Here is a 22012-nt window from a genome sequence, read left to right on the forward strand (position 1 = left end):
ATGACTCCCAACGAAAAGGAAGAAATGTACTGGGGACAAGTCTAATCAGCTGTCCTCAAAACTTTTTATTTATAAAACGTGTCCACTTACTTGACTACAGTGCATTTTATCCACACGGAAATCATTCACCTGAAATTCCAGCTGCAGTTCTTCTCCTTTAAATGTCTTTTCAATGACGCCCGTTCCTTTTTCAAACATCGTGATAAATGCTTTATAGAATGCTGCATCCATAGCTGCAGAAAGCTTTTCAGGGATCTTCTCTTCTATTTTGCCCGTCAGTTCTTTGATTTTCCCATCCAGTTTCATTTCTTTTTTGTTCTCCGCAGAACGAAACATCTTCTCTTCCTTTTCCAAAAGACGTTTCCATTCCCGTTCTAGTGCAGTTCCCATTCCGATTCTCCTTTTATATATACAAAAAGAGGACGCTCTATTCAGCGCCCTCTCCCAGCGATGAATCATCGCTTTCTTTTCTGATTAAATTTCTTTTTTGTCATTGCCCTCTTTGAACACATGGGTAAGGTCAGTGTTGCCCACATTGTTCTTCATGGCTGTATCCGCCTGCACGTTCTGCATACGATAATAATCCATTACGCCTAGATTGCCGCTGCGCAGGGCTTCTGCCATGGCCTTGGGAACTTCTGCTTCCGCTTCCACAACTTTCGCTTTCATGTGTTCTACTTCCGCTCTCATTTCCTGTTCTTTTGCGATCGCTGTTGCTCGGCGTTCTTCTGCCTTTGCCTGAGCGATCTGTTTATCCGCTTCTGCCTGCTGGATCTGCAGATGAGCGCCAATGTTTCTGCCGATATCTACGTCCGCAATATCAATGGACAGGATCTCAAACGCAGTGCCGTTATCCAGACCCTTTGACAGCACTGTTCTGGAAATCAGGTCGGGGTTTTCCAATACAGCCTTATGACTGTTGGAAGAACCAACTGTTGTAACGATACCTTCACCAACTCTGGCAATGATGGTTTCTTCACCGGCACCGCCGACCAGTCTGGCCAGGTTCGCTCTTACCGTTACCTTTGCAATGACCTTCACTTCAATACCATCGATAGCCACTGCAGCGATCCAGGGTGTTTCGATGATCTTAGGCGTTACGCTCATTCTTACCGCTTCAAAAACATTTCTGCCCGCCAGGTCAATAGCTGCTGCTCTTTCGAAGGACAGATCCAGATTTGCTCTGTGTGCCGCGATCAGCGCATCAACAACATTGTCTACTCTACCGCCGGAAAGCAGATGGGATTCCAGCTGATTTGCGTTTACATCCATACCTGCTTTCTGCGCTTTGATCAGAGGGCGGATGATCTTATCCGCACGCACTCTTCTCAGTCTCATGCCGACCAGAGAGAAAATGCTTACCTTTACCCCTGCGGAAATCGCAGAGATCCACAGCCCCAATGGTACAAAGCTCAGGAAAATACTGATGATGACCAGAATCACGATCAAAGGAATGATCAGACCAAAAATTTCAAACATACAATACGCCTCCTTTTTACTCTTCTTTTGCCCTTACTCCATATAGGTTTTCACAGTCACAGTCTTGCCCGTGATCTGTACTACCTGTACCTTCACATCTCTGTCAATAAAATCCCCCTGAGAGCAGACATCGATCATCTTCCCATCAAACTCCGCCACGCCAAAGGGACGCAGTGTTGACTGGGTCAGACCAACCTGTCCCAAAAGTCCCTGCAGAACGCTCTCATCAAAATCCTGCGCTTCCTGCTTGTCACTCAATACGACTTTATTGTACAGCCCGCTTTTCTTTGCAAAAACAACCATTGCAAAAAAGACGATGACCGCAACTAACAGCATGATCAGAAATGTGACCATACCATAAAACTTATAGGTCAGCACCAGCGAGCCCAAAAGAGAAATCGAACCCAAAATACCAAATAAACCAAATCCCGGCATCAGGATCTCAGCAAAAAGCATCACCAAGCCGAGAATCGCCAGTACAACGATCCATGGGAACATCTCTTCAACCTCCTTCTATGCAATTTTTTGCCCTGTTCGGGCCAAATGTATTCTTCGTAAAAAAATACATTTTCTTGTTATTATAGTATCATAAAGATGGTTTGTTCCGCAACGGATTTCAAAAACCGTAAGAATTGTTTAAGAATTTATAGAAAAATAAAAACGGGCGAAGAAAAATCTCGTCCGTTTCGTTCTCATTTTTTAAATTTCTGTTGTTACAGGTACGATGATACTTTCGCCCGCTCGTACGTTCGTGTTTTTCATCCCATTCAGCTCCAGGATAGCATCAACCATATGTTCGGTTTCTTCTCCATCCATTTTATACTCTGCTGCGATATCCCAAATGGTATCGCCTTTATGGATCTCTACAGATTCATAGTAAGTTTTCGTTGTTTTTCCTGTCTGCGCACCCATAGCAAATGTTCCCAGACAGAGGATCAGGGCCATTGTCAGCAGTACGAAGGTATTTTTTCTGATTTTTCTGGATTTTCTTACAACTCTTCTCTGTGTTCTTTTTTCCATTTCCTCGCCCCATTTCTTTCGAACATTTTTTCGCTTTCTATTCCTATAATAATCGAACACACATTCTTTGTCAATACTTTTTGAAAATTTTTGCGAACATAGGTTTGATTTTGTTCTTTTCCCATGCTATAATAAAGGCGAACAAGGTAGTGGGGAAGATGTCCCGCCTGCGCAGTGGCTTTGCAAAGCAAAGAATTGAACAGGTAGGATATGACTTTTTTCTACCTTCTACTTGATAATTCCCATCCATTTGGATACAATCATAAGGAGTGAGATAAATGAGCGAACTGTCCGCAAAACAAAAGCAAATTTTGGAATATATGAAGGCAGAAGTTCGGGAAAAGGGCTATCCCCCTTCCGTTCGTGAAATCTGTGATGCCGTAGGGTTAAAATCCACCTCTACGGTTCATGGTCATCTTTCCCGCCTGGAAAAGAAAGGCCTCATCCGCAGAGACCCCACCAAACCCAGAGCCATCGAAATTCTGGACCCCGGTTTTGAAGCCCCTCAGCGGGAACTGGTCAATGTTCCCATCGTAGGCAACATCACAGCCGGCACCCCTATTCTTGCAGTGGAAAATATCGAGGATACCTTCCCTATCCCCGTGGATTATGTTCACAATGACACCGTTTTCATGCTCCGTGTCAAAGGGGAAAGTATGATCGAAGCAGGCATTTTCGATAAGGACCTGATCCTTGTCCGCCAGCAGCATGATGCAAAAAACGGCGATATCGTCGTTGCCCTGATCGAAGATTTTGCCACTGTAAAAACCTTCTATAAGGAAAAGGATTTCGTACGCCTGCAGCCTGAAAATTCCTCTATGTCACCCATCATCGTGAAAGACGTTGCCATTCTCGGCAAAGTCATCGGTCTGTTCAGAAAATTCTAAGGAGATGAATCAACTATGTATGGTTATGTAAAAGTCGGCGCAGCTGTTCCCAAGTTAAAGCTTGCCGATTGTGTCTATAATAAAGAACAGATTCTGGAGATCATCAAAGAAGCTGCCGCAAAAGGCGTGCGTGTGCTGTCTTTCCCCGAACTGTGCCTGACAGGTTATACTTGTGCAGACCTGTTCCTGCAGCGCCCCCTGCTGGAAGCTGCAGAAAAAGCAGTTGCAGAGATCGCAGAAGCTGTAAAAGAGATCGATATGTTTATCCTTCTGGGCACACCTGTTGCTCTGGACAGCCAGGCTTTCAACTGCGCAGCCGCTCTGTATAAAGGCGAAATTCTTGGTCTGGTTCCCAAAACGCACCTGCCCAACTACAGTGAATTTGCAGAAGAACGCTGGTTCTCCTCTGCTGATGACCTTCTGGTAGAACGCATTACTTATGCCGGTCAGGATGTTCCCATCGGTGCCGATCTGCTTTTTGCAGCTGCAGGTATCCCCGATCTGAAAATCGGCGTGGAAATCTGTGAAGATCTGTGGGTACCCATTCCTCCCAGCTCCTATCAGGCCCTTTATGGCGCAACACTGCTGTTGAATCTTTCCGCAAGCAATGATCTTTCCGGCAAAGCAGATTACCGCAAACATCTGGTAACTGCTCATTCTTCCCGCTGCATGGCAGCCTATGTCTATGTTTCCGCAGGCATCGGCGAATCCACACAGGACGCTGTTTTTGGCGGCCATAGCATGATTTGTGAAAACGGCGAGCTGTTCTCCGAAACAGAAAGATTCTCCCGCGAAAATCAGCTGATCTACGCTGATATCGATCTGGAGATCCTGACAGGCGAACGCCGCAAACATACAACATTCCTGTCCCATCTGCAGAAAGCAGAAATGCATCGTTTCTATCGTCTGGTGACTTTCGATATGACAGCAGATGATACACTGAAAAACTGGAGCAGACCTTTGACTGCAACTCCTTTCCATCCCAATGCTGAAAATGAAGATGCTTACTGCAAGGATATCTTCTCCATCCAGACAGTTGGTCTGGCAAGAAGAATGGAACATACCCATTCCGATTCCCTGGTGATCGGTATCTCCGGCGGTCTGGATTCCACTCTGGCACTGCTGGTTTGTGTCAAAGCCTGTGACTATCTGGGCATCGACCGCAGCAAAGTCCTGGGGGTTACCATGCCCGGCTTCGGCACAACAGACAGAACCTACCAGAATGCCCTGACGCTGATGAAATCTCTGGGCATCACAATGAAAGAAATTCCCATCCGCGACGCAGTAACTCAGCATTTCAAAGATATCGACCACGATATCAACTTGCACAACGTAACATACGAAAATGCACAGGCTCGCGAACGCACACAGATCCTGATGGATCTGGCAAATAAATACAACGGTCTGGTTGTCGGCACAGGCGACCTGTCCGAACTGGCACTGGGCTGGGCAACATATAATGGCGATCACATGTCCATGTATGGTGTCAATGGCGGCATCCCCAAAACACTGATCCGTGTTCTGGTAAAATGGGTCGCTACAAATGGTGAAGTAGATGCAGATGCATCCGCTGCCCTGCTGGATGTTCTGGATACACCCGTCAGCCCTGAACTGCTGCCTCCCGATAAGGACGGCAAGATCAACCAGAAAACAGAAGACCTGGTTGGTCCCTATGAACTGCACGACTTCTTCCTGTATTATATCCTCCACTATGGCTATCATCCCGCGAAGATCCTCTTCCTGGCTGAAAAAGCTTTCAATGGCGAATATGACAGAGAAACCCTGCTGAAATGGCTGAAAAACTTCTATCGCCGTTTCTTTATCCAGCAGTTCAAACGTTCCTGCCTGCCCGACGGCCCTAAGGTTGGCGATATCTCCCTGTCTCCCAGAGGCGATTGGAGAATGCCTACAGATGCTGTCAGCCGTATCTGGATGGACGAAGTGGAAAAATTATAAGCATAATAAAAAGGAATGGCAAATGCCATTCCTTTTTTTATTTTGCTTATTTTTTTCTTTTGTTCAACAGATAGCAGATCCTTCTCAAACCTTCCCCCAGTGTCGCTCTGGGGCATGCCAGATTCAGACGGATATATGTATCGGAATTCTGTACGAACATGTTGCCGCCCTCCAACAGCACCGCCGCTTCGTTGGCAAACAGCAAAGGCAGATCTTCCCCGGGCTCTACATAAGCACCAATATCCACCCAACCCAGGTAAGTGGCTTCAGGAATACGGAATACAGCCTTCGGCAAATGTTCTGCCAGGTACTCCTTTGTAAATCTGAAATTGTCATCCAGATACAGCTTCAGTTCAGAAAGCCATTCGCCGCCTTTTTCATATGCCGCCTGGGCAGCAGCAATAGACAAAGGATTTTCGAAATCATAATGTCTCGCCTTCCAAATCTTCATCACTTCCCCATTGGGGATGATGATATTGGAAAACATCAGCCCGGCCATATTGAAGGTCTTACTGGGCGCCATACAGGTGATGATTTTATCGCTGTCGGGATACAGCTTCGCCAGTGGCGTATGTCTCAGACCTGTACGGATCAGGTCACAGTGGATCTCATCAGAGATCACCAGCAAATCATTCGCCAGGCAGATATCTCCAAATTTCTGCAATTCTTCTTCCGTCCAGATACGCCCGCTGGGGTTATGAGGGTTACAGAAGATGCACAGTTTTACCTTGGGGTCTTTCGCCTTCTCTTCAATATCCGCATAGTCCATGGTGTAATAACCATTATCATTGATCAGATCGGAACAAACCAACTCAATGTGATTATGGTCTGCCGCATGCTTGAAATAGGCATAAGAAGGGGTCAAAATCAGCACCTTTTCATCCGGCTGACAAATATAGTCCACCAGTTCAAACAACGCAGGAATGATGCAGGGAGATGTCACCAGTTCTTTTTCTGCGCATTTCCAGCCATAGCGGCTTCTGCACCATTCAGAAAAAGCCGCATAATATCCGGGATCAAAAATTTTCGTATAACCAAAAATACGCTTATCCAGTCTTTCCCTCATAGCATCAATGATACAGGGAGGTGTAGCAAATTCCATATCAGCGATCCACATTCTCACGTATTCATCATCAGGGAAAGGAAATTCCCTGTCGCGGGGCGCATGAAAAATATATTCTCTCCATCCGTCAGTATTCATGCAGTTCGTATTCTTTCTGTTGATCACTTCATCAAAATTATACTTCATAGACTCGACCTCCTATCAAATTACTATGTTTTTACTGTAGTATCACTTTTGCCACCTGTCAATCAATCCTCATCTGCCAGCTTCAGAGAAAATGCAAAGGTCGCCCCTTTGCCCTCTTCACTTTTCACTGTGATCGTTTCCCCATGGGCCTGCAGGAATTCTCTTACAATGGCCAATCCAATGCCGCTGCCGGCCTTATCTTTATTTCGGGTGGTATCCGTTTTATAAAATCGATCAAATACATATTTCTGATCCTCCGCATTGATACCGGGCCCCTCGTCCTTTACAGAAATCAGCACTTTCTTCTTTTCTTTCAGCGTTGTTTCCACCTCAATGATAGCGTCTTCCGGCGAAAACTTCGCCGCGTTGCCCAGCAGATTCTGCAGCACACGGGAGATTTTATCCCTGTCCCCATGAACCAGCGTCTCTTCCTCTGCAAAAATGGCATGGATATGCACATTCTTTTCCCTCAGCTGAGGCTCCAGCATTTCGATATTCATGCGGATCAGATTATTGATGTCAAAATCCGATTCATCTAGCAGGATGGCGCTGCTCTGAGCACGACTCAACTCTACAATACCCTGTGTCATACGGGAAAGACGATTCGTTTCCTCCAAAACGATCTTCAGATATTTCTCCTGCCGTTCTGCAGGAATGGTGCCATCCAGCATTGCCGTCAAAAAGCCCTGCATGCTGGTCAAAGGAGAGCGCAAATCATGGGAAATGTTCGCAATGAAGTCTTTCTGCACCTTTTCATGGGCCTGCAGGCTTTCCGCCATATGGTTGAAACTTTCCGCCAGTTCCCCCAGTTCATCATTACTGTTGACGATCACACGCTCTTCAAAATTCCCATTGGCAATAACCTTCGCCGCCCGATTTACCTTCATTACCGGCAAAGCTACATATTTCGCTGTCAGATAGCTGACGATCATCCCCAGCAGTGAAACGAAAAACAGGCTGACTACGCTCATCTGATACATTTCCATCAGCGATGCCTGGATCTGCGGCATCGGACGGCACATAAAGAGCCCGGCGATCTGCCCTTCAGAAAGAGGATATCCTACAATCAGCATAGGCGTATCAAAAAGCTGTCCCTTTTCCGTCTGCAGAGAGACCACTTCCCCATCCAGCACGCCGCCCAGCACCTCTTCCAACAGGTTTTGGCTCAAAAGGTCTTCCTTATATGGAATATCATTGAATTCCGGAGAAGCGATCACCACCCGTCCATCCCGATTGACCATCAGGATGCCTGCGTTCATATAACTTTCCAGGATCTGCAATTCATAGCTCAGATTACTCAAATTTCCCGTACGGTAGCCTTTTGAAAAAGCCTCCGCGATCTTTTCCCCCTGGGTGATCAGTTCTTCTTTTTTTTCATTCATATAGTGATTGGTATATACCAGCGCCAAGACCCCGCCCATCAGAGTAACGCAAACCGCAATGGTCGTCATATACAAGAGCATCTGCTTTCGCACAATGGAATCTTTTTTCATCTTCATTCCTCCAAAATATAAAAAAAGCATTACAAAACCACAAAATAATGGTATACTGTTCTATACACTTGTTCTTCCAAAAACAAGAAACTACAGAAAGGAGAAAGGCATTTCTTTGCCTTGTTACTTACTTATGGAAAATAATACTCAGAACAGACCCCCTCAAAGAAAAAAAATGGCTCCCAAGGATTTGATTCTTATCGCTTTGGCAATCCTTGTTATGTTTCGTGTAGACTGGAGCAATATGAATAGTTTTCATTATCTGATCCTGTTCCTGCTGTTCCTTTGTTTCATGCTTCGCTGGTCCAATATGCGTAAAGAAGCACAGCGCCAGGAACTGCTGCGCAAAAAAGCAGAATACGAAGCTGCCATGGCTGCAAAAGAGGCTGCACAGGAACCCGCACAGCTGACAGGTGAACCTGTAGAAGTTGTTTCCACGGAAGAAGCTTCCGTAGACGGCGAACCTGTTTCCACAGAGGAACCAACCCCCGAAACACCTGCAGAAGAAAAAACAGAAGAATAATATTTCACATAAAAGGGACGCTCACAGAAGCGCCCCTATTTTATTTACTTATTTCTGCCCAAATTTATAGCCTACGCTCCAAACCGTACGGATGCCCCATTCATCCTCACTGTTCAGTTTTTCGCGAATACGCTTTACATGGACGTCCACAGTTCTGGTATCCCCCACATATTCATAGCCCCAGATCTGATCCAGCAGCTGTTCTCTGGTGAATACTCGATTGGGATGCTGCGCCAGAAAACTGAGCAGTTCAAACTCCTTGGGAGGAAAATCCAGGTTTTTCCCGTTATACACTACGGAATAGTTGGAAAGATTGATCTCCAATCCATCGAATTTCAGGACATTTTTATCCTCTTCCTGTTTGGGTTCATATCTGCGGAGCACCGCTTTTACCCTTGCCACCAGTTCTTTGGGCTCGAAGGGCTTCACAATATAATCATCGGCCCCCAGCTCCAGCCCATGCACCTTATCAAAGGTCTCACCCTTAGCTGTCAGCATGATGATAGGCACACGGCTGGTCTTGCGCACTTCCGTGCAGACCTGGTAGCCATCCATGCCGGGCAGCATCAGATCCAGCAAGATCAAATCAGGCTGAAAGCTCGCTGCTTCCTTCACCGCTTCTTTCCCATCATATACTTCCATGGTCTCATATCCCTCTTTCATCATATAAAGAGAGATCAGTTCCGCGATATGCATATCGTCATCAACGATCAAAATTTTCTGTTTCCCCATCTTCTTCACCTCTTTTTCTTTTGCAAAACATGTTATTTCAGTTCCACTACCGTTACACCCGCTTCGCCTTCCCCAAACGTACCGGGTCTGTAACTTTTCACATGGGAATTCATTTTCAGATAATTCTGTACGCCTGCCCGCAAAGCACCTGTCCCCTTGCCATGGATGATAACAACCTGCTTCAGGCCGGACAGGTACGCATCATCAATGTATTTATCGATATTTGCAATGGCTTCATCCACCAGCTGCCCACGACAGTCGATCTCCGCAGAGATAAACTGGCTCTTGGAAAATTTGCCCTTGGCAGGCTGCTGTTTTTTCTGTTTTTCCTTGGGCTTGGGTGTATCATCCAGCATCAGTTCCGCCAGAGGCACCTTCATTTTCATCATGCCCATCTGTACCATAACTTCTTTATTTTTATCCGGCGCAGAAAGCACTTCGCCGTTCTGATCGAAGGAAATGACATAAACCATATCGCCCGCCTTCAGATTTTCAGGCGCTTTGTGGTTGGGTTTCACCTTTTTGGATTTCAGGAAATCCTGCTGCATGGAAGAAAGCTTTTCGTTCAGCTTCTGGCGCTGTTCCAGCGCCTTATTTTTGTTATTGGCTTCCTTGGCCTGTTTGTTCATCTCTTTGATGATACTGTCGGCCTCTTCCTTTGCCTGGGCGTAGATCTGTTTTGCCTCTTCTCTCGCCTTTTCCAGGATCTTTTCTTTCTGTTGTTTCGTTTTTTCTTTCTGACGTTCTACCTCTTTTTTCAGTTCTTCTGCTTCGCGGCGATATTGTTCCGCTCTTTCCTGTTCAAATTTTACAGATTTCTTGCTGATTTCCAGATCAGTGATAACATCCTCGAAGCGGGCTTCATCCTGGCTGATGAATTCCTTCGCACTGTCCAGAATATAATCCTGCAGCCCCAGGCGCTTGGAAATAGCAAAAGCGTTACTCTTACCAGGAATACCGATCAGCAGTCTGTATGTCGGTCTCAATGTTTCCACGCTGAATTCACAGCAGGCATTTTCTACCCCTTCTGTGGAAAGAGCAAAAACCTTCAATTCACTGTAGTGCGTCGTTACGGCTGTGCGGATCTGTCTTTCCATCAATGCCTGAATGATGGCAACAGCCAGCGCTGCGCCTTCCGTAGGGTCGGTACCTGCGCCCAATTCGTCGAACAGCACCAGAGAATTATCTGTTACCTGATCCATGATTTTTACGATATTCGTCATATGGGCAGAGAAGGTACTCAAGCTCTGCTCGATGCTCTGTTCGTCACCAATATCTGCAAATACGCTGTCGAATACCGCCAGCTGGGAATTGTCGAAAGCAGGAATATGCAGACCTGCCTGCCATCAGGGTAAAGAGGCCCAGTGTTTTCAGAGCAACAGTCTTGCCGCCTGTATTAGGCCCTGTGATCAGCAGTGTGGTGAATTCCTTGCCCAGATAAATATCTGTAGGCACTACCGTTTTCGGATCCAGCAGAGGGTGTCTGCCCTTGTGGATATTGATATAGCCCTTTGTATTGAACATGGGCTGTGTTCCTTCCATGGTCAGAGAAAGATTCGCTTTCGCGAAGATAAAGTCCAGCTGTGTCAGGAGTTCCAGATTGCCCTCGATAGCAATGGCATGAGCTGTCACCAGATCAGACAGCATCAGCAGAATCTTTTCGATTTCTTCCTTTTCCTTCGCCTGTAATTCTTTGATTTTGTTGTTCAGTTGGATAACACTCAAAGGCTCCATGAATAATGTAGACCCCGTATTGGACTGATCGTGGATCATGCCGGGGAAGGAGCTTCTGTATTCCGCCTTGACAGGCACGCAATATCTGTCATTTCTGATAGTGATTACAAAATCCTGCAGCATATTTCTGTATGCAGAGGAAGAAATAATACCGTTCAAATGATCTTTTACGCGGTCATTGGAAATCTTGATTTCCTTACGCACACTGCGCAGACCTGCGCTGGCATCATCCGCAATTTCCGTTTCAGAAAGGATACATCTGCTGATTTCATTTTCCAGCTTATCCAGAGGAATGATGAGGTCAAAATATTCATCCAATCTAGGGTAAACCTCATCCTTGTTTTCTTTTCTGGCGTAATTCTTTACCTTGCGGCAAACATAAGCGAATTCGCCAATCGCCATCAGCTCCGCAATGGAAAGAACACCCGCCATAGATGCGCGCTTCAACTGGGGACGAATTTCTCTGAACCCGCCAAAGGAAGGCGTACCTTTTTTCAGAACCATAGTGGTTGCTTCTGTGGTCTCCTGCTGCCAGATGATGATATCGCTCATGGCAGAAGAAGGACGCAGTTCTGCCGCCCGTTCCTTCGCCATAGGAGAAACCGCATAGCCCACCAGCTTCTGTATGATCTTGTCATATTCCAAAGTATGCAATGCTTTTTCGTTCATATTTTTAGCTCCGTTTATATAAATCTCAATATTTGTCCTATAATATCATATAAGTATACCACAATCTCGCCTTTCCTACAACTTTCCGGCGGGCATCTCTCCCGTAAAAATGCTGTTTACAACGCAGATAAAAACAGATTATAATGAATTGATATGAACATTGCAAAAATTTGATCGATATAAATAGAAAAGGTGAAACTATGAAAGTAATTATCATCGGCGGTGGCGCAGCAGGCATGATGGCTGCCCTTGCAGCCAGAGAACAGGGCGCAGAGGTCTGCATTCTGGAACGGCAGGCCCGTGTTGGCCGCAAATTGCTGGCAACAGGCAACGGCCGCTGCAATCTGTCAAATACAAAATTAACCATGAAAAACTACCACGGGCAGGATGCAAGATTCGCTGATTTTGCTTTATCCGCCTTCGATACCCAAAAAACGCTGGAATTTTTTGAAAACCTCGGCCTGATCACCACCGTGGAACCCAGCGGCAAGGTCTATCCCCTTTCCGACCAGGCAGGCAGCGTGGTGGATGTGCTTCGTCTGGCGCTGGAGGAAGCAGGCGTGGAAGTACGCACCGCCTTCGAAGTGACTGCTCTGAAAAAAGGCAAAAAAGGCGGTTTTCAGGTGGTCTCCAAAGAAGAAACCCTGCAAGCAGATTCCGTCATCATTTGCTGCGGCGGCATGGCAGGCGGCAAGCTGGGCGGTACCCAGAGTGGCTATGAACTGCTGAAAAGCATGGGGCACACTGTTACAAAACTGTTCCCCGTTCTGGTACAGATCAAAACAGACACCACATATGTAAAAGCTCTGAAGGGCATTCGCGCCGACGGCGCCGTTCTGGTGGAACGAAACGGCAAAATCCTTGCAGAGAATGCAGGCGAAATTCAGTTTACAGATTTTGGTGTCAGCGGCCCTGCCATCTTCGAAATCTCCCGTGCCATTTCCACAGGCAAAGGCCCTATGACTATCCATCTGAACCTGCTGCGCAATATGAGCCACGAAGAAGTGGTCTCTTTGCTACATAATCGTAAAAAAATGATGCCCAATCAGACCTTGGAAAACTTCCTGACGGGCATCCTGCATAACCGACTGGGGCGTACCATCCTGCGCTATGCGGGCTTTGGCTTCACAGACCCTATCCATACCCTGAAAGCATCCGACATCAAACGCATTGCCACAGCCATTCAGGATTTTCAAATTCCTGTAGTTGGAACCATGGGCTTTGATTCCGCACAGGTGACTGCCGGCGGTATCCGCACGGAAGAATTCAATCCAAAGACCATGGAAAGCTATCTGATGCCCGGTCTTTATGCTGCCGGCGAAGTGCTGGATATCGACGGCGACTGCGGCGGCTACAACTTGCAGTGGGCATGGGCCAGCGGCTTTATTGCCGGCAAAAATGCAGCACAGCAGAAAAAATCCTCTGCTCCTTATAACAAAAAAAGATAAAAAAAATAAACCCCCGAGACTCTCTCGGGGGCATTTTTAATGTATTTCATTACTGCTGTTCTTTCAGGATACCATTCTGATAAGCATAAACCAGCTTTTCCAGTTCATCTGCGCTTTCCTGTAGTTTTTTGCCGATATCCGTATCTTTTACGCGGATACGATCCTGGGTATACTGCAGCGCAACGGTGGAAGACAGGATATCCTTTTCTTCCGCAATGGCTCTGTCTGTGGATACGAAGGGTTCGTGGGATACCAGCACCATACCATGGGAGTTGTAAATCAGGGTATAGCCTGCGATACCTGTTTCCTTCTGGTATGCCTTGGAGAAGCCGCCGTCGATGACGAACAGCTTGCCATTGGCCTTGATGGGGCTTTCCCCTTTCACTACCTTAACGGGCACATGACCATTGATGATATGGGAACTCTTAGGGTCCAGACCGAAGGCTTCCAATACATGCTTGCAGACAGCCTCTTCATTTCTCAGTGTATAGTAAGGATTTTTTTCTTCCTTGTGTGTTGCCTTATCGTCGATGAAGTAGCGTTCGAAGGTGGTCATTTTCTTTTTGCCGAACAGAGGAGAATCCTCGCCGCACCACATATACCAGATGTAGTCCATGCATTCGCGCTTCGCTTCTGTGTGGGCTTTGTTAAAATAGCCTTCGCGCATGGTTCTTTCCACTTCATCCAGATAAGCCTTGCCTGTATATTTTTTGCCGCGGAATGTGACTTCCTTCAGCGTACCATCCTCATTCATGGGGATACCGCCGTGGAACAGCAGGTTGGAATTGAAGATAGTATACATGCTGCCCTTATGATACAGCACACGAATATGCTGCTGCAGTTTTTCACTGTTTACAAAAGAGGATTTTACCTTATCCATAACTTCCTGTTCTTCTTCTGTCAGTGTATAAGGGTCTTTGGGGTCGATGGTAGGAAAGCTCATATCATTCATGGGATATTCCACGCCATCTACCAGCACCGTTCCTTTTTCAAAATTAATTTTATCCAGCAGCAATCTATTCTCCATATGGAATTCAGGACGGCGCATGATGATCTGCCCTTCCATCTTCCACTGCATCACAGAAATTGCCTTATGCATTTTCGCAATCATCTTGAAGTCTTTATCGCTCAGCACTTCGTCGCCCTTAGGCTTGAATTGTTCGCAGGGGTCATCTGCATATTTTTCCATAGCGAAAGTTGCCAGGGGCAGCAGATTGATACCGTAATCTTCTTCGATGGTATCCAGGTTGGCATATCTTGTCTGGATACGCAGCACATTGCAGATCAGCGCCTGACAGCCTGCAGCTGCGCCCATCCATGCAATGTCGTGGTTGCCCCACTGGATATCTACAGAGTGGTAGTTCGCCAGGATATCCATGATCCTTGCCGCATGGGGGCCTCTATCGTAGATATCGCCGATAACATGCAGCTGGTCAATAGCCAGTCTCTGGATCAGGTTACACATGGCAACGATGAAACGATCCGCCTGCCCCAGGTCGATGATCGTATGTATGATTTCTGTATAGTACATATCCTTATCCACACTGGCACTGTTTTCATGCAGCAGCTCTTCGATGATATATGCAAATTCCTTGGGCAGAGCTTTTCTTACTTTGGAACGGGTATATTTGGAAGAAACCACCTTACAGATCTTGACCAATCTATGCAGTGTGATCTTATACCATTCTTGCAGTTCTTCTTCTGTTTCCGCCATCTGCTCCAGCTTCTGTTCGGGATAATAGATCAGAGTCGCCAGGGATTTCTTTTCGCTGCTGCGCAGGCTTTCCCCGAAAATAGCGCTGATCTGGTTTTTGATAACGCCGGAAGCATTGCGCAGTACATGGCTGAAGGAATCCGCTTCGCCGTGGATATCGGAAACAAAATGTTCTGTGCCTTTGGGCAGGTTGGAGATGGCCTTCAGATTGATGATCTCTGTTGCCGCGCTATTGATGTTTTTATACTGATTAGACAGCAGTTTCAAATATTTCATTTCTTCTGCTGTAAAATTACCATTACCACAATACATAAACCGCACCTCTATTCTGATTAAACTTGTGCCTACTTTTTCAGTATATCATCAAAACCCCATTTTTCCTAGTTCTTTTTCACAAAATTGGGACAAAAAACGCCCCAATGTTGTACTACATCGGAGCGTTCTATTTTATTCGTTATGCTTTTCTTCGTTATGTTCCACAGGTTCCCCTTCTACCGTACCTTCCACCGTTTCCAAGGGGATATCTGCCTCTTCCCCAGGCATTTCCGCCGCAGGTGTATAAGCCGCTGCAGGCCGTACCTCATAGGTGATACCTTCGCGGTTGATAAACAGCAGCGTTTCCCCAACAGCAGTAAATGCCGCGGAGAAATAACATAAAACATTATAAAGGACATCGCTGCCAAAGCCTTCCGGTGCAAAACTGTAGATCAGCTGGAATACGGAATTCCACAGCATGGCAATGATGCTCAGCAGCCACAGATATCCAAAAGTCCGCAGCCATTTTCCCTTTACCAGACCCTTGCTGTATTTCAGGGCTTCCCAGCCTTTTTTATCGCTCAGACCAATGGCATAAAGGTAAAGCCCCCAGGCAATGCTGTAATACACACCAGGTACAATGACCAGGCTGCCTAAAAATACCAGTACACCAAAAATGATACCTGTTAAAATGATCGTTGGCATCAACGTAAATGCTTCCGAAAGGGCTTTGCCGAAAGATACTTCCTCTTCATTGATATACTGCTTCACCACTTTGGCGATGGTAATGATCCCCACAGGCTGCAAAAACAGAGAGACCATGAACATCAGCCCGAAATTGAGCAGCACCTGATAGGCTGTATCCATCAACAAAGATGCATCCACGTGAACCATCGTTGCATCTCCCGTCGGCATCACCTGCTGAAACAATGTATACGCTGTCATCATGCGGTCACTGATGATGACCTCCAACAGGCTGATGGGCAGAAAAATGATTGCCATTACCTTGATGACAGAGCCGATATTCGCAGAAAATACATGAAGCGCAGCCGAAAGCTGCTCCATCCATCTCCACTCCCTGTTGTATATTTCGTTTCTCATACGCTCATCCTTTCCAAATACATACCCTTAATAGATGATTATATCACAACATCCTGCAAAATCCAACGACATTCCCGCCTTGTCAATTCTTAAAATTTCCTTTAGAATGATACTCAGCAATAAAACCATGAAAAGGCTGTGAAATCTGATGAAAAAGAAATTCTTATTGTTTGATGCAGACCGCACTCTGCTGGATTTTGCCAAGTCTGAAAAAAAAGCTCTGGCAAAGACCTTTGAAGAATATAACTTACCTTTTACGGATGCCGTTTATCAATGGCATCTGGTGAATAACGCCAAGCTGTGGCAGGATTACGAAAAAGGCATCATCGACAGAAAAACTGTCCTCTATACCCGTTTCGTTCGCCTGTTTGAACATTTCGGCTATGAAGGCGACGGCGCTGCTTTTGAGGACAGCTATCGTTACAATCTGGATCATGCCTGCGAGGTTTTCGAAGAAGCCCCCGAAGTGGTGCAGACCCTTAGCAAGACCCATAATCTTTATATCGTCACCAACGGCGTTGCCAGCACCCAGCAGATCCGCATCGGGGATTCCGGCCTGCAGCCCTATTTCAAAGATATCTTTATCTCTGAACTCCTTGGCTCCCAGAAACCCCAGAAGGAATTTTTCGACCATTGCTTCGAACGTATCCCTGATTTCGACCCTTCACTGGCTCTCATCATCGGCGATTCCCTGACCTCCGATATCAAGGGCGGCAACAATGCCGGCATCGAAACCTGCTGGTTCAATCCCGATGGGGAAGAAAATAACACCGATGCCAAAGTGGACTATGAAATAAAATCTTTAAAAGAATTATACTCTCTTCTCGCGGACTAATGTTTTCCTATTGCATACACCCAAGATATATGTTATACTGAACATATGTAAAGAATAACAAACATCTTTTTAGGAGGTAATGCTATGAAGGATTTGAAAGACACTTGCCGTATTGCTGTAATTCAGGCTGCTCCCGTTATGTTTGATAAAGCTGCCAGCACAGAAAAAGCGATCAAACTGATCCAGGAAGCTGCACAGGAAAAAGCAGAGCTGATCGTATTCCCCGAACTGTTCATTCCCTGCTATCCTGTTGGTATGTCCTTCGGCTTCTCTGTTGGCAAACGCAACGAAGATGGCAGAAAAGACTGGAAACGCTACTATGATAATTCCGTTGTAGTGCCCGGCCCCGAAACAGATATGCTGGCACAGGCAGCAAAAGAAGCCAAGGCTTGGGTAAGCATCGGCGTTTCCGAACGTATGGAAGAAACCGGAACTCTTTATAACACAAATCTGTTCTTCTCCCCTGAAGGAGAGATCATCGTACATAAAAAACTGAAACCCACCGGCTCTGAACGTGTGGTATGGGGCGATGCCCAGAAGGATTATTTCCCCGTGGCAGATACGCCCTGGGGCATTATGGGCAGCATGATCTGCTGGGAAAGCTATATGCCCCTGGCCCGTGTAGCCCTTTATAATAAAGGCCTGACTCTGTATATCTCCCCCAACACCAACGATAACCCCGAATGGCAGGCAACCATCCAGCACATCGCTATCGAGGGCCATTGCTATTTTATCAACTGCGATATGTACTTCACAAAAGATATGTATCCCGATGATCTGCACTGCCCTGATGAACTGGCAAAACTGCCTGACATCGTTTGCCGCGGCGGCAGCTGCATCATCGACCCTTATGGTCATTATGAAACAGAACCTGTTTGGGACAAGGAAGCTATCATCTATGCCGATCTGGATATGCAGAAAGTTCCCGCCAGCCGTATGGAATTTGACGGCAGCGGACATTATGCAAGACCTGATGTGCTGAAACTGATTGTAGACGATAAATAATAAAAAAAGGAAGGACAATGTCCTTCCTTTTTTGCGTCTTTTTATAATTTCTTTTCCAGGCAAATCAGATTTTCCCAGATGACCTGCTGGAAAAAGAGCAGTGTCTTGCCCGCCAGTCTGTAGCCTAAAGACTGATACAGATTTGCCGCAGGAATATTTCCTTCATATGTATCGATACGTACAACTTTGCAGCCTTTTCCCCTTGCCAGTTCTTCCGAATAGGCGATAAATTCCTTGCCGCGTCCCTGCCCTGCACAATCGGGACGGATACACAACATATGGATCACGAAAACCTCTTCCCCTTCTGCTTCGTATTCCCATGGAATTTTTACATACTCATCCAACTGGATATGGTTCAGATTTGCACAACCGAAAAGCCTGCCGTTTTCATCCTCGCCCACGTAAAGTGTCCCTTCATCCAATGCCTTTTTTGCATGGGCCTTTGTGGGATATTTTCCCTTTATCCAGTTGCTGTAGCTGACTGTTTCTGCTTCTTTATCCAGAATTTCATGGAAAATCTTTTCCACTTCATCCAAATCATTTTTTGTTGCCAGACGGATCACAGAAAACCCTCCTTATTTTTTCTGACGGTATTCCAGATAGATCTTTGCTCTGATCCTTGTGATCTGATGCACCTGATCGTTCAGTTTTTCATGAATCTCATGGAGCTTCATCAATTCTGCCTTCTTTGCCACCAAAAGAGCCTCCGCATTGGGGACAGACTTATCATCTTCCAGCTTTTCGATCTCAGCGATCAATTCTGCGCCTTCCCGTCTTGTTTTAGACAGGTCGTCTTCCATATGATGAGACAGATGACGGGCCATTTTCATGGGGTCTTCTGCAAATTCGATCATACCACAAACATTCATAGACATAATACTATCATATCTGTTCAAAATACTTCCCATAAGCCGTTCCTCCTTTGCGTTCCTTCTTTTTTATTTATCTCTGACCAAGTCTCAGGCTGGGATTGGCGTTCAGATCCAATCCGTCTCTCACCCCCGCGATATATTCATAATACGCCGCACAGCCGATCATTGCCGCATTGTCTGTACACAGGATAGGAGAAGGTACACTCAGATAGAAGCCTTCCTTTTCACATGCTGCCTGCATCTTGCTGCGGAGAGCGCTGTTGGATGCCACGCCGCCCGCCAATGCGATTTTTTTCACGCCATGGGCCTTTGCCGCCTTGATGGTTTTGCCCACCAGAACTTCCACCACAGATTGCTGGAAGCTTGCAGCAATATCTTCAGGGACGATTTCCTCGCCCATCATTTTCTGTTTATTCACATAATTCAGTACCGCAGATTTCAGACCACTGAAGCTGAAATCATAGCTGTCCTCCTCCAGAAAAACTCTGGGGAATTTCACAGCATTGGGGTTGCCTATCTTTGCCGCTGCATCGATCTTCGGGCCACCGGGGTAACCCATACCGATGGCACGGGCAACTTTATCATAGGCTTCGCCAGCTGCATCATCTCTGGTATGGCCCAAAATTTCATATTTACCATAATCGGAAACATATACCAGATGGGAATGACCGCCGGAAACCACCAGGGCCATATAAGGAGGTTCAAAATCTTTATTCTGAATATAGTTGGCGCAGATATGACCTTCGATGTGATGCACACCGATCAGGGGTTTATCCGCCGCATAGGCCAGTGCCTTTGCTTCCGCCAGGCCAACCAGCAGCGCCCCCACCAGACCGGGGCCGTATGTCACACCGATGGCATCCATTTCCTCCAGCTTCATGCCTGCTTCTCCCAAGGCTGTTTTGATGACGCCATCGATACTTTCCACATGCTTTCTGGATGCGATCTCAGGCACCACCCCGCCATACAGTGTATGCAGGGCGATCTGAGAAGAAATCACATTGGAAAGCACTTCCCTGCCGTTTTTTACGACCGCTGCCGCAGTTTCGTCGCAGGAACTTTCGATGGCCAGTATATAAATGTCTTTTTTATCTTCCATATCCTACCTCCATTCAGTTTTCCTTGGGGAATTCGATGGTGATGCACTTGCGTTCTTCCCCCAGTTCTGCTGCCGGGAAAATGGCCTGCGCCACAGGCAAAAATTCCTCAGGTTCATTCAAAGAAGGGCTGAAATGGGTCAGCCACAGGCGTTCTACGTTTGCATTTTTCGCCATCTGGGCTGCCTCGGAAAACAGCATATGCTTGTTTTCCCTTGCCTTCTGTTTCTTTTCGTCCTCGCCATACATGCCTTCGCAAATGAAAAGCTGTACGCCTTCCACAAATTTCATCACTCTATCCACAGGGCGGCTGTCTGTGCAGTAGGCCACAGAAATCCCCTTTCTGCTTTCCCCCAGCACCATATCTGCCGTGTAGATCTTTCCTTCATGCTCTACGCTGCCTTCCTTCTGGATCTTGCCCCATAGAGGCTTGGGTAAGTTCAACGCTTCCGCCTTCTTCACATCGAATTTGCCTTTGCGGTTCAAATCAATACGGTAAGCAAAGCATTTTACCATATGATCCGCAGGACAATGATGGATCTCAAACAAACCAACCTTTACAGGATTTGGAGCATCCTTGTCCAACTCGATATATTCTATTTCAAAGGGCAATTCAGGGGCAATCATCGTCAGCCCTTCCACGATCTTCTGCATCCCCATAGGGCCAACCAGAGTCAGAGGTTCCGTACGCCCTGCGTTGCCAATGGTCAGCAGCAAGCCGGGCAGACCGGAAATATGGTCAGCGTGGAAATGGGTAAAGCAGATCACGTCGATGGCCTTAAATCCCCATCCCAACATTTTCATGGTAACCTGGGTACCTTCACCGCAGTCGATGAGGGCCAGTCTGCCGTTGAGCCTTGCCAGCATCGACGTCAGAAAGCGGCTGGGCATGGGCATCATGCCGCCTGTCCCCAGCAAACAAATATCTAACATCCAATTTCTCCTTTGTAGATCTATTTTATTGATACACATAGTATCGCCATTTTCTCTTCTTTATCATACCGCAAAACCAAGGAAAACACAATGTTTTCTGAAAGGGAAAAGGGAGCTTTCGCTCCCCTTATTCCACCAAAAATTCTGCACCGATATGATAAACAATACGGTCTGTACTATTCTTTTGTATGATCTCCTTGTAAATTCTATATCTTCCCGGAGACAGTCCATTGCCATCTTCATATACTACCATAGAATGTTCTATTGTTCTGCTGGCAGCGATCCAGCTATCTTCCGAAATTCCCGGAAGTTCCTGATCCGCAGGATATGCATAGCAGACTTCTCGGTTCATAGGGACCCTCTGCCATTGACTGCCGTCCCATTTCTGAAGAAAAAACTCATCTCCATACAAATACGTATCCTGTGTCCAGTTAATCAGCGACAGGAAAACGACATTCTTTTCTGCATCATAGCTCACTTCTGCAGCCAGCTGTGGTTTTTTGGGGCTTTCCAGCATGAAATACTCCGTATCGGCCATTTTCTTCCAAGATACATCATAAAGCACCCCTTCTGCCATTTCCCGCAAGGGAATATACCAGACGCCCTCCGAATCTTTAAATGCCATTTTATATTCCTCTATAAAATAAGAGGAACCTGTCCCTACCGTTTTCCGGCTTTGTCTATCGATCCAAATATGTCCAACGGAATTTTTCAATGCATCTGCATACAGTGTCAGTTCCCTTTCCCATTCATCCAGCGCATAATGACCTCCGATCACATTTGCCAGATCCTCCGCTGCAATCATGGTTTTTCCCTGTTTTCGGTATAAAGGATATTTTAATTTCTTTTCCTTTCCGTCCAGAAAAACACTGGCTGCTCCCACATTCTGTGCCAGAAATTCTTCGCCCCGATTTTCCCAGGATAAATAGGGGCGAACTTTTTCCGCAGAAATTGGTTCTTCTCTTTTAACCCATATAAAACGGATATCACTAAAATCAGGTTCCGCCGCA

Annotated in this window: 20 protein-coding genes and 1 pseudogene; 6 read left to right on the forward strand and 15 right to left on the reverse strand. The window is 46.3% G+C overall.

Features of this window, described 5'->3' with window-relative positions:
* Positions 1 to 69 precede the first annotated feature (69 nt).
* The 4 genes from IJ369_RS10145 to yneA all read right to left on the reverse strand — a co-directional run bounded on the left by IJ369_RS10145 (position 70) and on the right by yneA (position 2499).
* Entirely contained in the window at positions 70 to 390 is a 321-nt protein-coding gene (locus IJ369_RS10145; RefSeq protein ID WP_290718691.1) for a hypothetical protein, read from the reverse strand.
* Positions 391 to 474: 84 nt separating this feature from the next.
* On the reverse strand, positions 475 to 1479 hold the full coding sequence (floA, locus tag IJ369_RS10150) for a flotillin-like protein FloA (RefSeq protein WP_290718693.1): 1005 nt from the start codon (positions 1477 to 1479) through the stop codon (positions 475 to 477).
* A gap of 33 nt (positions 1480 to 1512) precedes the next feature.
* Positions 1513 to 1977 carry an NfeD family protein gene (locus IJ369_RS10155; RefSeq protein ID WP_290718695.1) on the reverse strand — a complete coding sequence of 155 codons (465 nt, stop codon included), beginning with the start codon at positions 1975 to 1977 and terminating at the stop codon, positions 1513 to 1515.
* Between the two features lie 201 nt (positions 1978 to 2178).
* A complete protein-coding gene (gene yneA, locus IJ369_RS10160) occupies positions 2179 to 2499 on the reverse strand; it encodes a cell division suppressor protein YneA (RefSeq protein ID WP_290718697.1) in 321 nt (106 codons plus the stop codon).
* Positions 2500 to 2777: 278 nt separating this feature from the next.
* On the opposite strand from yneA, the gene lexA reads away from it, so the two are divergent.
* Together lexA and IJ369_RS10170 are read left to right on the forward strand one after the other, a co-directional pair.
* Positions 2778 to 3386 carry a transcriptional repressor LexA gene (lexA, locus tag IJ369_RS10165; RefSeq protein WP_290718699.1) on the forward strand — a complete coding sequence of 203 codons (609 nt, stop codon included), beginning with the start codon at positions 2778 to 2780 and terminating at the stop codon, positions 3384 to 3386.
* Positions 3387 to 3401: 15 nt separating this feature from the next.
* Positions 3402 to 5342, forward strand: a complete 1941-nt coding sequence (locus IJ369_RS10170) for an NAD(+) synthase (RefSeq protein WP_290718701.1) — start codon at positions 3402 to 3404, stop codon at positions 5340 to 5342.
* Between the two features lie 46 nt (positions 5343 to 5388).
* Here the strand turns inward: IJ369_RS10170 and IJ369_RS10175 are convergent, their stop codons facing one another.
* Complete coding sequence (locus tag IJ369_RS10175) at positions 5389 to 6591, reverse strand: MalY/PatB family protein (protein ID WP_290718703.1); 1203 nt, start codon at positions 6589 to 6591, stop codon at positions 5389 to 5391.
* A 62-nt stretch (positions 6592 to 6653) separates the two neighbouring features.
* Positions 6654 to 8084, reverse strand: coding sequence for a sensor histidine kinase (locus tag IJ369_RS10180; protein WP_290718705.1), 1431 nt, complete (start codon positions 8082 to 8084; stop codon positions 6654 to 6656).
* Positions 8085 to 8328: 244 nt separating this feature from the next.
* On the opposite strand from IJ369_RS10180, the gene IJ369_RS10185 reads away from it, so the two are divergent.
* The gene (locus IJ369_RS10185) at positions 8329 to 8607 is read left to right on the forward strand and encodes a hypothetical protein (RefSeq protein ID WP_290718707.1); all 279 of its coding nucleotides are present in this window, start codon (positions 8329 to 8331) and stop codon (positions 8605 to 8607) included.
* A gap of 48 nt (positions 8608 to 8655) precedes the next feature.
* Here the strand turns inward: IJ369_RS10185 and IJ369_RS10190 are convergent, their stop codons facing one another.
* Positions 8656 to 9339, reverse strand: a complete 684-nt coding sequence (locus IJ369_RS10190; RefSeq protein WP_290718710.1) for a response regulator transcription factor — start codon at positions 9337 to 9339, stop codon at positions 8656 to 8658.
* A gap of 32 nt (positions 9340 to 9371) precedes the next feature.
* Positions 9372 to 11742 (reverse strand): annotated as a pseudogene (locus IJ369_RS10925) (endonuclease MutS2).
* A gap of 200 nt (positions 11743 to 11942) precedes the next feature.
* Between IJ369_RS10925 and IJ369_RS10200 the strand changes: the two are divergent.
* The gene (locus IJ369_RS10200; protein ID WP_290718712.1) at positions 11943 to 13190 is read left to right on the forward strand and encodes a BaiN/RdsA family NAD(P)/FAD-dependent oxidoreductase; all 1248 of its coding nucleotides are present in this window, start codon (positions 11943 to 11945) and stop codon (positions 13188 to 13190) included.
* Between the two features lie 49 nt (positions 13191 to 13239).
* Here IJ369_RS10200 and IJ369_RS10205 read toward each other — a convergent pair whose 3' ends face one another.
* Positions 13240 to 15216 carry a fructose-1,6-bisphosphatase gene (locus tag IJ369_RS10205; RefSeq protein WP_290718713.1) on the reverse strand — a complete coding sequence of 659 codons (1977 nt, stop codon included), beginning with the start codon at positions 15214 to 15216 and terminating at the stop codon, positions 13240 to 13242.
* 135 nt (positions 15217 to 15351) lie between these two features.
* On the reverse strand, positions 15352 to 16260 hold the full coding sequence (locus IJ369_RS10210; RefSeq protein WP_290718715.1) for a hypothetical protein: 909 nt from the start codon (positions 16258 to 16260) through the stop codon (positions 15352 to 15354).
* A gap of 148 nt (positions 16261 to 16408) precedes the next feature.
* Here IJ369_RS10210 and IJ369_RS10215 point away from each other — a divergent pair, with 148 nt between their 5' ends.
* Positions 16409 to 17095 (forward strand): YjjG family noncanonical pyrimidine nucleotidase, encoded by a 687-nt coding sequence (locus tag IJ369_RS10215; RefSeq protein WP_290718717.1) that lies wholly within the window; start codon positions 16409 to 16411, stop codon positions 17093 to 17095.
* 84 nt (positions 17096 to 17179) lie between these two features.
* On the forward strand, positions 17180 to 18100 hold the full coding sequence (locus IJ369_RS10220) for a carbon-nitrogen hydrolase family protein (protein WP_290718719.1): 921 nt from the start codon (positions 17180 to 17182) through the stop codon (positions 18098 to 18100).
* A 41-nt stretch (positions 18101 to 18141) separates the two neighbouring features.
* Here IJ369_RS10220 and IJ369_RS10225 read toward each other — a convergent pair whose 3' ends face one another.
* The 5 genes from IJ369_RS10225 to IJ369_RS10245 all read right to left on the reverse strand — a co-directional run.
* Complete coding sequence (locus tag IJ369_RS10225; protein ID WP_290718721.1) at positions 18142 to 18663, reverse strand: GNAT family N-acetyltransferase; 522 nt, start codon at positions 18661 to 18663, stop codon at positions 18142 to 18144.
* Between the two features lie 12 nt (positions 18664 to 18675).
* The gene (locus tag IJ369_RS10230; protein WP_290718723.1) at positions 18676 to 19008 is read right to left on the reverse strand and encodes a hypothetical protein; all 333 of its coding nucleotides are present in this window, start codon (positions 19006 to 19008) and stop codon (positions 18676 to 18678) included.
* A gap of 34 nt (positions 19009 to 19042) precedes the next feature.
* The gene (gene tsaD / locus IJ369_RS10235; RefSeq protein WP_290718725.1) at positions 19043 to 20071 is read right to left on the reverse strand and encodes a tRNA (adenosine(37)-N6)-threonylcarbamoyltransferase complex transferase subunit TsaD; all 1029 of its coding nucleotides are present in this window, start codon (positions 20069 to 20071) and stop codon (positions 19043 to 19045) included.
* A gap of 13 nt (positions 20072 to 20084) precedes the next feature.
* A complete protein-coding gene (locus IJ369_RS10240) occupies positions 20085 to 21002 on the reverse strand; it encodes a ribonuclease Z (protein WP_290718727.1) in 918 nt (305 codons plus the stop codon).
* Positions 21003 to 21129: 127 nt separating this feature from the next.
* Positions 21130 to 22012: immunoglobulin-like domain-containing protein (locus IJ369_RS10245; protein WP_290718728.1), on the reverse strand; the 883-nt coding region annotated here is incomplete at its 5' end.

It is taken from the genome of Anaerotignum sp., from assembly GCF_017483025.1.
Lineage (GTDB): Bacteria > Bacillota > Clostridia > Lachnospirales > Anaerotignaceae > Anaerotignum_A.